This is a genomic window from Nonomuraea sp. NPDC049624, assembly GCF_040675255.1.
Lineage (GTDB): Bacteria > Actinomycetota > Actinomycetes > Streptosporangiales > Streptosporangiaceae > Nonomuraea.
Window position 1 is genome coordinate 106333 of record NZ_JBFAOR010000011.1, and the last position, 13496, is coordinate 119828.

At 71.0% G+C, this 13496-nt stretch carries 15 protein-coding genes; 13 read left to right on the top strand and 2 right to left on the bottom strand.

All coding sequences use genetic code 11. From position 1 onward, the window contains the following. Positions 1 to 23 precede the first annotated feature (23 nt). Complete coding sequence (gene mca, locus AB0J76_RS38715) at positions 24 to 908, bottom strand: mycothiol conjugate amidase Mca (RefSeq protein ID WP_352323256.1); 885 nt, start codon at positions 906 to 908, stop codon at positions 24 to 26. 147 nt (positions 909 to 1055) lie between these two features. Here mca and AB0J76_RS38720 point away from each other — a divergent pair, with 147 nt between their 5' ends. The 13 genes from AB0J76_RS38720 to AB0J76_RS38780 all read left to right on the top strand — a co-directional run bounded on the left by AB0J76_RS38720 (position 1056) and on the right by AB0J76_RS38780 (position 12965). Beyond that, positions 1056 to 1478 carry a DUF4307 domain-containing protein gene (locus AB0J76_RS38720; protein ID WP_352323257.1) on the top strand — a complete coding sequence of 141 codons (423 nt, stop codon included), beginning with the start codon at positions 1056 to 1058 and terminating at the stop codon, positions 1476 to 1478. Between the two features lie 108 nt (positions 1479 to 1586). Continuing rightward, the gene (greA, locus tag AB0J76_RS38725; RefSeq protein WP_352323258.1) at positions 1587 to 2087 is read left to right on the top strand and encodes a transcription elongation factor GreA; all 501 of its coding nucleotides are present in this window, start codon (positions 1587 to 1589) and stop codon (positions 2085 to 2087) included. 140 nt (positions 2088 to 2227) lie between these two features. After that, on the top strand, positions 2228 to 3337 hold the full coding sequence (locus tag AB0J76_RS38730) for a C40 family peptidase (RefSeq protein ID WP_352323259.1): 1110 nt from the start codon (positions 2228 to 2230) through the stop codon (positions 3335 to 3337). 66 nt (positions 3338 to 3403) lie between these two features. Further along, on the top strand, positions 3404 to 3925 hold the full coding sequence (locus AB0J76_RS38735) for a hypothetical protein (RefSeq protein ID WP_352323260.1): 522 nt from the start codon (positions 3404 to 3406) through the stop codon (positions 3923 to 3925). 248 nt (positions 3926 to 4173) lie between these two features. Beyond that, positions 4174 to 5967: a phosphoenolpyruvate carboxykinase (GTP) gene (locus AB0J76_RS38740; RefSeq protein WP_352323261.1), complete on the top strand. Its 1794-nt coding sequence runs from the start codon at positions 4174 to 4176 to the stop codon at positions 5965 to 5967. A gap of 130 nt (positions 5968 to 6097) precedes the next feature. Next, the gene (locus AB0J76_RS38745) at positions 6098 to 7003 is read left to right on the top strand and encodes a TIGR04222 domain-containing membrane protein (RefSeq protein ID WP_352323262.1); all 906 of its coding nucleotides are present in this window, start codon (positions 6098 to 6100) and stop codon (positions 7001 to 7003) included. 1 nt (position 7004) lies between these two features. Then, a complete protein-coding gene (locus tag AB0J76_RS38750; RefSeq protein ID WP_352323263.1) occupies positions 7005 to 7886 on the top strand; it encodes a DUF692 domain-containing protein in 882 nt (293 codons plus the stop codon). Further along, positions 7879 to 8277 (top strand): hypothetical protein, encoded by a 399-nt coding sequence (locus tag AB0J76_RS38755; RefSeq protein WP_352323264.1) that lies wholly within the window; start codon positions 7879 to 7881, stop codon positions 8275 to 8277. The genes AB0J76_RS38750 and AB0J76_RS38755 overlap by 8 nt, the downstream gene beginning before the upstream one ends. 36 nt (positions 8278 to 8313) lie before the next feature. Further along, entirely contained in the window at positions 8314 to 9192 is an 879-nt protein-coding gene (locus tag AB0J76_RS38760; RefSeq protein WP_352323265.1) for a hypothetical protein, read from the top strand. A gap of 27 nt (positions 9193 to 9219) precedes the next feature. Then, positions 9220 to 10047 carry an amidohydrolase family protein gene (locus AB0J76_RS38765; protein WP_352323266.1) on the top strand — a complete coding sequence of 276 codons (828 nt, stop codon included), beginning with the start codon at positions 9220 to 9222 and terminating at the stop codon, positions 10045 to 10047. 25 nt (positions 10048 to 10072) lie between these two features. Next, entirely contained in the window at positions 10073 to 10621 is a 549-nt protein-coding gene (locus AB0J76_RS38770; RefSeq protein WP_352323267.1) for a hypothetical protein, read from the top strand. A 55-nt stretch (positions 10622 to 10676) separates the two neighbouring features. Further along, a complete protein-coding gene (locus tag AB0J76_RS38775) occupies positions 10677 to 11438 on the top strand; it encodes an isoprenyl transferase (protein ID WP_352323268.1) in 762 nt (253 codons plus the stop codon). 207 nt (positions 11439 to 11645) lie between these two features. Beyond that, a complete protein-coding gene (locus AB0J76_RS38780) occupies positions 11646 to 12965 on the top strand; it encodes a PhoH family protein (RefSeq protein ID WP_352323269.1) in 1320 nt (439 codons plus the stop codon). A gap of 12 nt (positions 12966 to 12977) precedes the next feature. Here the strand turns inward: AB0J76_RS38780 and AB0J76_RS38785 are convergent, their stop codons facing one another. Continuing rightward, positions 12978 to 13493: a hypothetical protein gene (locus AB0J76_RS38785; protein WP_352323270.1), complete on the bottom strand. Its 516-nt coding sequence runs from the start codon at positions 13491 to 13493 to the stop codon at positions 12978 to 12980. Between the last annotated feature and the right edge of the window lie 3 nt (positions 13494 to 13496).

Here is a 13496-nt window from a genome sequence, read left to right on the forward strand (position 1 = left end):
GCCACCCGTATGCCGTGGTCCGGTCAGTGGCAGGCGGGTGAGACGTCCTCGGCGTGGATGCCGGCGAACAGGTCGTCCTCGGGCAGCTCGGTGTCGACGAGCGAGCGCGCCAGGTGGTAGTCCTCGGTCGGCCAGATCTCCTGCTGCAGCTCGCGCGGGCAGACGAACCAGAAGCCGTCGGGGTCGACCTGGGTGGCGTGCGCGAGCAGCGCCTCGTCGCGGATCTGGAAGTACTCGCCGCACGGCACCCGCGTCGTCACCGGCCACTTGGCGGGCCGGTCCTCCCAGCGGGAGATCCAGTCGGAGTACGGGGAGCCGAGGCCGCGCTCGGTCATGGCCTCGTGCAGCGCCTCGAAGCGCTCCTTGGTGAAGCCCATCTGGTAGTAGAGCTTCATCGGCTGCCACGGGTCGCCGGTGCCGGGGTAGCGGTCGGGGTCGCCGGCCGCCTCGAACGCCTCGACGGAGACCTTGTTGGTCATGATGTGGTCGGGGTGCGGGTAGCCGCCGTCGTCGTCGTACGTGATGATCACGTGCGGGCGGAACTCGCGCACGGCGGCCACCAGCGGGGCCGAGGCGTCCTCAAGCTTCTGCAGCGCGAAGCAGCCCTCGGGCAGCTCCTCCTCCTCGCTCTCCGGCAGGCCGGAGTCGACAAAGCCCATGAAACGCTGCTGGACCCCGAGGATCTCGCGGGCCCGCTCCATCTCGGCCCTGCGCACCTCGCCGATGTTGGCCACGATCTCGGGCCGGTCCATCTTCGGGTTGAGCACGGAACCCCGCTCACCGCCCGTGAGGGTACAGACCAGCACTTCCACGCCTTCGCGCACGTAACGCGCCATCGTGGCGGCGCCCTTGCTCGACTCGTCGTCGGGGTGGGCGTGGACTGCCATCAACCTCAGGGGTGCACTCACGGGCGCGTTCTCCTCACAGGGTCTCCTCGGTGGAGGACCGGTCACTCGTCCAGAGAGGTTAGTTTCTGCTGGGCGGTCGCGAGGGCACGCCCCCCGCGGGCGACAATTGTCTCGGATAACGCTCAGGGAGTGCAGGGAGATTCCGCCATGGTCACCGAAGATGTCGGGAACGGACCCGTTCTCGGCACACCCGACGACTTCCCCGACCGTCCCAGGAGAGGCGGCCGGCTGGTCGTGCATGTCGTGATCGGCGTGCTGGTGGCCATCGTCGCGGGTGGCTGGGGATGGGTGATGTGGTCGATGACGGCCGGCGGCGGCTCGGAGGCCCCGGCGCAGGTCGTCTCGTTCAGCGCCGACGCGCCCGGGCGCGCGGAGATCACCTTCGAGGTGTACAAGCCCGACGATAGAGTGGCCGTCTGCCGGATCAGGGCACTGGACGTCTACCACGCGGAAGTCGGTAGCAAGGAAGTAAGAATCCCGGCTGGTGAGGGTAGTAAGCAGCTCAAGGAGAGCCTCGACACCAGTGGTCAGGCCACTTCCGTCCACATCCAGTACTGCAATCTCGTATAGTGAGACATTTGGGGAAGCGTCCGGTCGGTTGAGTTGTTAGCCTGTCGCAATTCAACCGTCCACATCCTCAAGTGATCTCAGGGCCCCCTAGGCAAGCAAGGAGAACCCGTGGCCGACTCTCGCGATGAGAACGTCACATGGCTGACGCAGGAGGCGTACGACCGCCTGAAGGCGGAGTACGAATATCTCTCTGGCCCCGGGCGCGTCGACATCGCCAAGAAGATCGAGGCCGCCCGTGAGGAGGGCGACCTGAAGGAGAACGGCGGCTACCACGCCGCCAAGGACGAGCAGGGCAAGATGGAGGCCCGGATCTTCCACCTCCGCCAGATCCTCGACAACGCCAAGGTGGGAGAGGCCCCCAAGACCGAAGGCGTGGTCGGCCCCGGCATGACCGTGACGATCCGGTTCGTCGGCGACGACGACGAGGTCACCTTCCTGCTCGCCTCCCGCGAGGAGAGCGGAGCGCCGATCGACGTCTACTCGCCCAAGTCGCCGCTCGGCTCGGCGATCAACGGCAAGAAGATCGGTGAGAAGGCGACGTACTCGATGCCCAACGGCCGCCAGAACACCGTCGAGATCCTCGAGGCTGTGCCGTACATCGGCAACTGACCCCCGCAGATCCTGACCGCCGGGCCCCCGTCGGCCCGGCGGCGTTTTCGCGTTCGCCGGGAATCGCGCAGGATCTCAGCTTCCTGGTAAAGACGCGGAAACGGCGAGACTTATCCAGGCTCGTCCCCTTCATCGTGGTCATGCTGGTGGCCGTGCTCACCACCGACGTGCTGGTGCTGGTCCAGACGGGGGAGGAGCAGGCGCCGGTCGAGGTGGTGCGGGCGCGGCCGGTGCCGAAGCAGACGCTCATGGCCCGGTCCCGTGCCGACCAGCCCGTGGCGCCGCTGGGCAAGCTGCGCAAGCCCAACCTCTTCGTGCTCACCCGCAAGCCGTTCACCGACGACCTGCTGCGCAAGGTGGCCGGGCTGCGCGGCGTACGGGCCCTTGAGCTGGCCGACGCGGCCTCCATCTCGCTCGACGGCAAGCGGGTGCAGACGCTCGCGGTGAACCCGTCCACGTTCCGGGCCTACACCCCCAAGGTGACGGCGTCGTCGGACGCCCTGTGGCAGAACGTGGCCTCCGGCGACGTGGCGGTCTCATTCGTGCTGGGCAACGACGGCGGCCTCGCGCTGCACAGCCGCGTGAGCGGGCCGGCCGGGCCGCTGCGCATCGGCGCGTACGCCACCACCGGGTTCGGCGCCGTCGACGCGGTCGTGTCCAAGGAGACCGGGCGCCGGCTGCGCCTCCCGCGCGACAACGCGCTCATCGTCAGCGCCCCCGGCGCGAACTCCGACGCGCTGCGCCGGGCCATCCTCGCCGCGCTGCCCAAGGGCACGCAGGTGGCCACCGTCAACCCCGTCCAGCCGCGGCCCAGGGCCGACACCCCGAAGAACTGGCCGTCCGGGTCGTTCATGACCGTGGAACAGCTCACGACGGCGTTGAAGGCCGCGGTGTCCAAGCTGGGCCGGCCGTACGTGTGGGGGGCCGAGGGGCCCGACACGTTCGACTGCTCGGGGCTGGTGCAGTGGGCGTACGGGCAGGCGGGCGTGCGGATGCCGCGGGTGACCCACCAGCAGTGGGTGGCCGGGCCGCAGGTGCCGCTGGCGCAGGCGCAGCCGGGCGACCTGATCTTCTGGCGCAACGACCCGACGAACCCGGGTTACATCTCGCACGTGGCGATCTACTGGGGCAACGGGAAGGTGCTGCAGGCGCCGCGCACCGGTGACGTCGTCAAGATCTCTCCGCTGAGCACGCGGAACCTGGCCGGCGTCGTCCGGGTCAGCCCCGTCGCGGCCGCCCGCGTCCGCTGAACGAACCTTTGCACGTTCCGGGGTCCGGCTCGTGCATTTCGCGCGCAACTGTGTAATCGTGATTACATGTCAACAGACGATGTGAGCGCGCAGGCCCGCGGCTGGTTCACCGGCCGGCTCCCCGAGGGGTGGTTCACCGGGGCCCCCGAGATCGTCCGTGACCGCGAGGAGATCGCGGTGCTCGGCACGCTGCCCGACCCGCCCGCCGACACCCCCGAGGCCGAGCGGCTCGCCCTCATCGAGGGGCTGGCCCGCCGGTTCCGTGAGGAGACCCGCGAGCGGCGCATCGAGATCGCCCGCGAGGCGGAGCGCCGGTTCCGCCAGAAGGTCTCCTGGGGCGTGCGGTGCGGGGGCGAGACTGTGATGTTCACCACACTCTCCGTGCCCGTGATGACGCGTCTGCGTCAGTCGGAGCGTCAGGTGCTCGACACGCTGGTGGCCGCCGGGGTGGCCAGGAGCCGCAGCGACGCGCTCGCCTGGTGCGTGCGCCTGGTCGGCAAGAACACCGACACCTGGCTGGCCGAGCTGCGCGACGCCCTCCAGCACGTCGACAGGGTGCGCAACGCGGGCCCCGACGTCAATTCCTGAGAACACCGGCGGAAACGGCTCGGGAAATTGGACTAAACCACTGCGGTAATTGGTTTAGACCACGCGAATTGGCCTGGACCACCCCCGCGAATTCCTCTTTTAAATCTCGGAGACCTGGGTAGGCTCCCCGGATCGTCAGGGCCGCTGCCTGCGGCGACGGTCGCGCCAACAGGTCTATGCCAATTGGCTTTCATGCGCCTTCGTCGTTAATGATGACTGGGCCCTGAGAGAGTGGAGGAGTCGCAGTCGTGTCCGTTTCCGTGGAAGTCCCCGCGCCGACGAGCAATCGTGAATTGGTCGCGTGGGTGAACGAGATCGCAGCCCTGACCCAGCCCGACCGGATCGAGTGGTGCGACGGCTCGGAGGAGGAGTGGACCCGCCTGACCAACCTCCTCGTCGAGCAGGGCACGCTCACCCGGCTCGCCGCGCGCCCGAACAGCTTCTACGCCAAGTCCGATCCCAGCGACGTGGCGCGGGTCGAGGACCGTACCTACATCTGCTCGGAACGCGAGGAGGACGCGGGCCCGACCAACAACTGGATCGCTCCGGCGCAGATGCGCCAGACCTTCTCCGAGCTCTTCGCGGGCTGCATGCGCGGCCGCACCATGTACGTCGTCCCGTTCTGCATGGGCCCGCTCGGCGGCGAGATCTCGCAGCTCGGCGTCGAGATCACCGACTCCGCGTACGTGGCCGTGTCGATGCGGATCATGACGCGCATGGGCGACCGGGCCCTGCGCCTGATCGAGCAGCGCGGCGGCTTCGTCAAGGCCGTCCACTCCGTCGGCGCCCCGCTGCGGCCGGGCCAGCCCGACGTGGCCTGGCCGTGCAGCTCCACCAAGTACATCAGCCACTTCCCCGAGACCCGCGAGATCTGGTCCTACGGCTCGGGCTACGGCGGCAACGCGCTGCTCGGCAAGAAGTGCTACGCGCTGCGCATCGCCAGCGTCATGGCCCGCGACGAGGGCTGGCTGGCCGAGCACATGCTCATCCTCAAGCTCACGCCGCCCGACGGCGAGACCCGTTACGTCGCCGCCGCCTTCCCGAGCGCGTGCGGCAAGACGAACCTAGCCATGCTCCAGCCCACGATCCCGGGCTGGAAGGTCGAGACGATCGGCGACGACATCGCCTGGATGCGCTTCGGCGACGACGGCCGTCTGTACGCCATCAACCCGGAGGCCGGCTTCTTCGGCGTCGCGCCCGGCACCGGCCAGGTGACCAACGCCAACGCGATCAAGACCCTCTGGGGCAACAGCATCTTCACCAACGTCGCCCTGACCGACGACGGCGACGTGTGGTGGGAGGGGCTCACCGAGGAGCCCCCGGCGCACCTGACCGACTGGAAGGGCCGCTCCTGGACGCCCGACAGCGACGAGCCCGCCGCCCACCCGAACGCCCGCTTCACCACCCCCGCCTCCCAGTGCCCGACCATCGCACCGGAGTGGCAGGACCCCAAGGGCGTGCCCATCTCGGCGATTCTCTTCGGCGGCCGCCGCGCCACCGCCGTGCCTCTGGTCACGGAGTCGCTGAGCTGGGAGCACGGCGTCTTCCTCGGAGCCAACGTCGCCTCCGAGAAGACCGCCGCGGCCGAGGGCAAGGTGGGCGAGCTGCGCTACGACCCGTTCGCCATGCTGCCGTTCTGCGGCTACAACATGGGCGACTACTTCGGCCACTGGCTCGAGATCGGCCGGGTCAAGGGCGCGAAGCTGCCGCGCATCTACTACGTCAACTGGTTCAGGAAGAACGACGAGGGCAAGTTCATCTGGCCCGGCTTCGGCGAGAACAGCCGCGTGCTCAAGTGGATCGTCGACCGCCTCAACGGCGAGGCCAAGGCGAACCCCACGGCGATCGGCCTGCTGCCCGCCGAGCTCGACACCGACGGCCTCGACCTGTCCGAGGAGGACCTGCGCACGCTGCTGTCGGTCGATCGCGACGTGTGGCGCGAGGAGGCGGCCCTGATCCCGGCCCACTTCGAGAAGTTCGGCGACCACCTGCCGAAGGAACTGTGGGACGAGTACGACGCCCTGCTCGACCGGCTCGGCTGAGCGGGCGCGCGCGGTGCGACGGTGCTGGCCGCCGCACCGCGCGGGGGCGTTCTGATCGCCCGGAACCTTTATGCCGTGCTTATACGTCTTCCCGGTACGCGGCCCGACGGGCCGCACGAGGGGAGGGCGTATGGATCTGTTCCTTCTCATCCTCGCGGTGGCGCTGGCCGTGGCGGCCGGGGTCACCGTTCTCGCGGTCCGGCGTGAGCACGCCGCCATCCGGGCGGCCGCCGTCGAGCTCCGGCCGCACGGTCTCGGCCTCTACGAGCTGGCCTTCCTGGCGGGCGGGTCCAGGCGCGTCGCCGACGCCGCCGTCGGGCTGCTGGCGGCCTCAGGGGCCGTACGCGTGTCCCGCGACGGGCGGGTGCACCAGGTGGCCGGCGCCCGCCGCACCGGCGAGCCGGTCGAGGACGCCGTCCTGGACGAGGTCGAGCGCAACCCCGGCGCGTGGGCGAGCACGATCAGGGAGCGCGTGAGCCAGGGTGAGACCCTGGACGGGCTCAGGCACCGGCTGGGCAGGATCGGCGCCGTCCACCCCACCGGCTCCTTCACCCAGGTGAACCGGCTGATCGTGCGGTTACGGGTGCTGGCGCTGCTGGCGCTCGCCGGGGCGGCCGTGGAGGCGCTGACGGTGGCGGTCGAGGGCACGTCGCCGCTTCCCCTGGCCGCGCTCGGCGTCCTGGCCGGGACGGTCGTGGGCGCGCCGGGCGCCATCGCCGGACACCGGCGTACGTTCCCCACCGATCTCACCGCTTCCGGGCAGGCCGCGCTCGACCGGGCCAAGCTGGACCACCCGCCGGGCACGTCCGCCGGCCCGGTGGCCGTCGCGCTGTACGGCCTCGGCGAGCTGAACGACGCCAACCTGGTCCTCGCCCTCGACGGCTCCCCGGCCCGTACGGTCGCCACCCGGCGGCGGCGCGGCGGCGACCAGTCGCACAGCGCCGCCGCCGGCGGTTGCGGCGCGGCGGGGTGCGGCGGCGGAAGCGGCTGCGGAGGCGGCGGCTGCGGGGGCGGTTGCGGCGGCGGGGGGAGCTGACATGCCGGACATGCCGGACCTGGGAGTGGGCATCGGGTGGCGGCCCGAGCTCGACCTGACGATCGAGCGGATGGCGGGCGTCGGGTTCGTCGAGGTGGTGGCCGAGAACATCGACCCCGGCGACCTGCCCGAGTCGTTGCGCGTGCTGCGGGCCAGGGGCGTGCCGGTGATCCCGCACGGCGTCTCGCTCGGCGTCGGCGGCGCCGAGCCGCCGGACCCGGCCCGGCTCGCCCACCTCGCGGCCTGCGCGCGGGCCCTGGACGCGCCGCTGGTCAGCGAGCACCTGGCGTTCGTCCGCGGCGGCGGCGTGGAGGCGGGGCACCTGCTTCCTGTGCCGCGGACGCGGGAGTCGCTGGAGGTCGTCGTGGAGAACGTGCGGCTGGCCCAGGAGGCGCTGCCCGTGCCGCTGGCCCTGGAGAACGTGGCGGCGATCTTCGGCTGGCCGGACGACGAGCTGACCGAGGCCGGCTTCCTGGCCGAGGTGGTGGAGCGTACCGGGGTGGGGCTGCTGGTGGACGTCGCCAACCTGTACGCCGCCCAGGTCAACCTGGGCCTGTCGGCCGTGGACGCGCTGGACGCGCTGCCGCTGGAGCACCTGGCGTACGTGCACGTGGCCGGCGGGCACGAGCACCACGGGATCTGGCACGACACGCACACCGCCGCCGTGCCGCCGGCCGTCCTCGGCCTGCTGACCGAGCTGTGCGCCCGGACCAGGCCGCCCGGGGTGCTGCTGGAGTGGGACGACGACTACCCGGGCGACGCCGCGCTCGCCGGCGAACTGGCCCGCATCCGGGCCGCCATGTCCCCGGCCGAGCAGACCGTGGGCGGGCGCGGTGAGCCCGTGGGCGCGCCCACGGAGACCGTAGGCGGGCTCGGTGAGTGAGGAGGCGCGGGCGCGGCTCGGGGGCGCGGTGAGTGACGGGGCGCGGGCGCGGCTGGCGGAGGCGCAGGGGCGGGTCGTCGCGTGCCTGGTGGCCGGGGCGGACCCGCCGGCCGGCTTCGACGCCGGACGGCTGCGCGTGCAGGCGTCCGCACTGCTCGCCAAGCGGCGCGGCGTGGTGGCCAGGCTCCGCCCGGACGCCGCGCGGGCCGCCGGGCCCGCCCTGGCCGCGGAGTTCGCCGCCTACGCGGCGGCCCGTGCCGTCCCGCCGCCCGGGTACCGGGCCGACGCCGACGACTTCGCCGCCTGGTTGCGCGCCCGCGGTCTCATGCCGGCTGCCAGGCCGCGCGGGTGGGCTCGGCTGCTCTTCGTGTTCCGCCGCGATCGCCGCTAGGCTTGCCCGTAGCAAGCGCTTGGGAGGCGGTCTGGCATGCGCATCGTCAACATGGGCGACTGGCCCCTCGGCGAGCAGGACGAGCAGCTCCACCCGCCGGGCGACGACCCGCTGTGGAACGAGTCCTACTACCTCGACTTCGTCGCCGACGACGGCGAGCTGGGCGGATACGTCCGCATCGGGCTCTATCCGAACTGGAAGCGCACCTGGTTCTGGGCCCGGCTCGTCCGGCGCGGCGGCGGCCTGGTGGAGATCACCGACCACGAGGCCCCGCCGACCGGCCTGACGATCTCCGCCGACGCCTACGAGGCCGACCTGGCCGCGCCCGGCCCCCTGCGCACCGCGCGGCTGCGCCTGGCCGCCCCCGGCCTGTCGCTCGACCTCGAATGGCACACTCGCGGCGGCGTGTACGGCTACCAGCTCACCCCCCGCTACGAGATCCCCTGCGAGGTGACCGGGACGGTCGACGGCCGGCCCTTCCACGGCCACGGCGAGCGCGACCACAGCTGGGGCGTCAGGGACTGGTGGTCGCTGTCCTGGACGTGGAGCAGCGGCCGGCTCTCCGACGGCACCCACCTGCACGGCACGCAGGTCAACCTGGGCATGCCGCTGCCGTGGCCGGCGTTCACGGTGCCGCCCGGCGGCGGGATCGAGCACGCGGACGGCTTCACGGCCGGCACCCGGTTCGACGGCGACCGCCCGGCGGAGACGCTGCTGAGCTTCCCGGGCCGCGCGGTGACCGTGCGGCCGGTCGCGTTCGCCCCCGTGACGCTGGTCTCGCCCGACGGGGCGGTGGCCGAGTTCCCGAGGGCGCTGTGCGAGCTGGAGTCCGACGACGGCGGCACCGGCTTCGGCTGGACCGAGTGGCACCAGCCGCCGGGCTGGCGCCGGCACGGCTGGCACCCCTTGCTCTGAAATATCGAGACATCCTAGGTTTGTGGGGTGATTGTCGACGCGCACCAGCACTTCTGGGACCTCGAAACCGGCGACTACCCCTGGCTCACCCCCGAGGCGGGCGTGCTCTACCGGACCTACGCGCCGCACGACCTGGCCCCCGAGCTGGCCCGGGCCGGCGTGGACCGGACGGTGCTGGTGCAGGCCGCCGACTCATGCGCCGAGACCGACGCCCTGCTGGCCCTGGCCGACGCCCACGACTTCGTCGGCGCGGTGGTCGGATGGATCCCGCTGCTGCGCCCGGCCGAGGCCGCCGAGGCGATCGCCCGGTACGCGGCCCGTCCGAAGTTCCGCGGCGTCCGGCACCTGATCCATGAGGAGCCCGATCCCGACTGGCTGGTCCGCGACGAGGTGCTGGAGTCGCTGGGCCTGCTCGCGGCGGCCGGGCTGACGTTCGACGTGGTCTCGCTGCTGCCCAGGCACCTCGACCACGTGGTCACGCTGGCCGGGCGGCATCCGTCCCTGAAGATCGTCATCGACCATCTGTCCAAGCCCCGGATCAAGGACCACGAGTGGGAGCCGTGGGCCGGCGGGCTGGCCCGCGCCGCCCGCTTCCCCAACGTGTACGCCAAGGTCTCCGGCCTGGTCACCGAGGCCGACCACCGGAACTGGACGGTAGAGGACCTGCGGCCGTACGTGGAGCACGCCGTCGAGCTGTTCGGCCCGGACCGCCTGATGGCCGGCAGCGACTGGCCGGTGGCCCTGCAGGCGGCCGACTACCGGACGGTCTGGGAGGTCACCGGCGCGCTGCTCGGCGGAACCGACCGGGACCTGGTGCTCGGGGACACAGCCAGGGGTTTCTACGGGTTTAGCTGACTTGGGGCCGGAAACGGGGAAGGGCGTGGGGGGACTACGCTGTGTCGATGGATCGTACCTGACCGTCACGCCCGTCGCGTGCACGGACACCGTCGGCACGCCGTACGAGATCACCCTTGAGCTTCATCGCGACGGCACGCCGTACGGCAGCGTGGGGGAGCGGTGCGGCTGGCTGCTCGCGCGCCTGGCGCGCGGGGTCGACGAGGCGCGGCAGGGAAGGGGGGCGGCCCGGCGGTGGAACGACCCCGACGACCGCTTCCCCGACGAGGAGCCGGAGAGCGAGCTGTTCTCCTTCCGCTACCGCACCCGCTCGGGGCTGGTGGGCGGCGGCGAGCTGCGCTGCCAGCTGCGCACCATCCCCATCTGGCAGCCCGCGCCGGGTCAGTGGCGGCTGACCCGCAGGGCCTACGTCGAGGCGTGGGGGGCCACCGGCGTGGGCATGAGGGCCGTCCTGACGTCCGCGGAGTTGTCCGAGTTCGTCCGCGAACTGGTCCATGAAGCCGAGGGGTGTCTCGGTGGAAGAGATCTCGCCAGGAATCCCATTGGGGGAGCAGGCACGGGCGAAACGCGGTGATAATTGCCTGTTGGGTCATTCGACCAAAGGCACAGCACCGCTGGGGAGGCACTCCGTGGGCCTGCGCGACCTGGTCTACCGGCTGTACGAACACAGGCTGGAGACCAAGCTGTCCAAGGACAGCGTTCCCCGGCATGTCGGGGTCATCATCGACGGCAACCGCCGCTGGGCGCGCGCCATGGGCATGCGCGACGTGGCCACCGGCCACCGCAAGGGCGCGGACAAGATATCGGAGCTGCTCGGCTGGTGCCGGGAGACGGGCGTCGAGGTCGTCACCGTCTGGATGTTGTCCAACGACAACCTCAACCGGCCGCGCGAGGAGCTGGAGCCGCTGCTGCGCATCATCGAGGACGTGGTCCAGGAGCTCGTGGCCGAGGGCTGGCGGATCAGCCCGGTGGGCGCGCTCGACCTCCTCCCCGACCGCACGGCCAATGTCCTGAAAAATGCAAAAGAAGCGTCATCACACCGTCCGGGCCTGATTGTGAACGTTGCAGTTGGGTATGGAGGAAGACGTGAGATTGCCGATGCGGTGCGCTCACTCCTCCAGGAGCATGCGAGTAAGGGCGCCAGCATCGAGGACCTCGTCGAGGTCCTCGATGTCGAACACATCGCGGAGCATCTCTATACTCGCGGCCAACCCGACCCGGACCTCCTCATCCGTACGTCGGGCGAGCAGCGTCTGTCCGGATTCATGTTGTGGCAGAGCGCTCACTCCGAGTTCTACTTCCACGAGGCTTACTGGCCGGACTTCCGCAGGGTCGATTTCCTGCGGGCGCTGCGCGATTACGCTGCGAGACACCGGCGTTACGGTTCTTGATGCGACATTCGGGTATCCAGGACGTAACGTTGAAAGTGTCCGGCCACAGGCCGGGCATCCCGGAGAGGGCCCGCCTTTGCACCGACATCTGCCGAGGGGGGCCGGAGTCCGGCTCCGCCGGCAGGCTGCGGTCGGGGACGCGGGTCCGGTCCGGTTCCCACCTCGTCTGCAGGGTGCCCGCACCTATGGGCGCCCGGGGGAGAACGTGTGGCAGTGTCCTCGAGCAACCCTACTCACCAGCCGGCCAAGCGCACGTACGTGCTCGACACCTCGGTCCTGCTGGCCGACCCGGCGGCATTGACGCGCTTCGCCGAGCACGACGTCGTCCTTCCCATCGTGGTCATCACGGAGCTGGAAGGTAAGCGGCACCATCCCGAGCTCGGCTATTTCGCGAGGAAGGCCCTGCGCTACCTCGACGACCTGCGGGTTCAGCACGGCAGGCTCGACGAGCCGATGCCGACAGGGGATGGAACGATCAGGGTTGAGCTCAACCACAGCGATCCGTCCATCCTGCCCGTCGGGTTCCGCCTGGGCGACAACGACACGCGCATCCTGACCGTCGCGCGCTCGCTCGCGGCCGAGGGCTGCGACGTCGTGCTGGTCTCTAAAGACCTGCCCATGCGGGTCAAGGCGGCCTCGATCGGCCTGGCGGCCGAGGAGTACCGCGCCGAGCTGGTGGTCGAGTCCGGCTGGACCGGGATGGCCGAGCTGCAGGTGACGGCCGAGGACGTCGAGACGCTGTTCGACAAGGGCACGGCCGACCTGGAGGAGGGCAGGCAGCTGCCCGCGCACACCGGCCTGCGGCTGCTGTCGGCCAAGGGATCGGCGCTGGGCAGGGTCGCGCCGGACAAGTCCGTCCGCCTGGTCCGCGGCGACCGCGAGGTCTTCGGCCTGCACGGCCGCTCGGCCGAGCAGCGCATCGCGCTGGACCTGCTGATGGACCCGGAGATCGGCATCGTCTCGCTGGGCGGCCGGGCCGGCACCGGCAAGTCGGCGCTGGCGCTCTGCGCGGGCCTGGAGGCCGTCCTGGAGCGCCGCCAGCACCGCAAGGTGGTCGTCTTCCGCCCCCTGTACGCCGTCGGCGGCCAGGAGCTCGGCTACCTGCCGGGCACCGAGGGCGAGAAGATGGGCCCGTGGGCGCAGGCGGTCTACGACACGCTCGGCGCGATCACCTCGCCCGAGGTGATCGAGGAGGTGCTCGACCGGGGCATGCTGGAGGTGCTCCCGCTGACGCACATCCGCGGCCGGTCGCTGCACGACGCGTTCGTGATCGTGGACGAGGCCCAGTCGCTGGAGCGCGGGGTGCTGCTCACGGTGCTGAGCCGGATCGGCGCCAACTCCCGGGTGGTGCTCACGCACGACGTCGCCCAGCGCGACAACCTGCGGGTCGGCCGGCACGACGGCGTGGTGGCGGTGGTGGAGAAGCTGAAGGGCCACCCGCTCTTCGCGCACGTCACGCTCACCAGGTCCGAGCGTTCCCCGATCGCCGCCCTGGTGACGGAGATGCTGGAGGACATCACGATGTGAGGCTCGGCGGGCCTACTTGAGCTCCGGGCAGGTGTACGGCCGTCCCTCCGCCTTGGGGGGACGGCCGTCGTTCTCCCGGACGATCTTGACCTGCTCGAACGCGGCGTCCTGCTGCGCGGTGCAGACGATCTGGGCCTTGCCGAGCCTGCTCAGCGGCCGGTCGCCCTTGAAGTACACGGTCAGCGTGGAGGTGCGCGGGAGCTGCATCTCGTCGCGCTGCACGGGGTCGAGCGAGTCCTTCATGCCGACGTACTCCAGGCCGTGCAGCTCGGTGGTGCGGTCGCCGAGCGGCTGGTCGGAGGCGGCGAAGAGGGCGCCGAGCAGGCTGCCCACGGTGCCGTTCTCGACGTCGGCGGGTTCGAGCGTGAGCTGCTTGTTCCTGATCAGGTAGATGGTCTTGGAGGGCGGCGGGAGCTTGATGGTGGGGGCGGCGCCCTTGGTCTGGACGTCGGTCGGCGAGATGCCGCAGGCGGCCACGGCCAGCAGGGCCGCGGCGGCGGCGGCCACGAAGGCCCGGCGCGCTGTCATCGG

Coding starts and splice junctions, on each gene's coding strand:
- AB0J76_RS38760 (WP_352323265.1), top strand. CDS start 8,314: ATGCGCATCGTCAACATGGGCGACTGGCCCCTCGGCGAGCAGGACGAG.
- AB0J76_RS38785 (WP_352323270.1), bottom strand. CDS start 13,493: ATGACAGCGCGCCGGGCCTTCGTGGCCGCCGCCGCCGCGGCCCTGCTG.
- AB0J76_RS38730 (WP_352323259.1), top strand. CDS start 2,228: ATGCTGGTGGCCGTGCTCACCACCGACGTGCTGGTGCTGGTCCAGACG.
- AB0J76_RS38720 (WP_352323257.1), top strand. CDS start 1,056: ATGGTCACCGAAGATGTCGGGAACGGACCCGTTCTCGGCACACCCGAC.
- AB0J76_RS38735 (WP_352323260.1), top strand. CDS start 3,404: ATGTCAACAGACGATGTGAGCGCGCAGGCCCGCGGCTGGTTCACCGGC.
- AB0J76_RS38745 (WP_352323262.1), top strand. CDS start 6,098: ATGGATCTGTTCCTTCTCATCCTCGCGGTGGCGCTGGCCGTGGCGGCC.
- AB0J76_RS38750 (WP_352323263.1), top strand. CDS start 7,005: ATGCCGGACATGCCGGACCTGGGAGTGGGCATCGGGTGGCGGCCCGAG.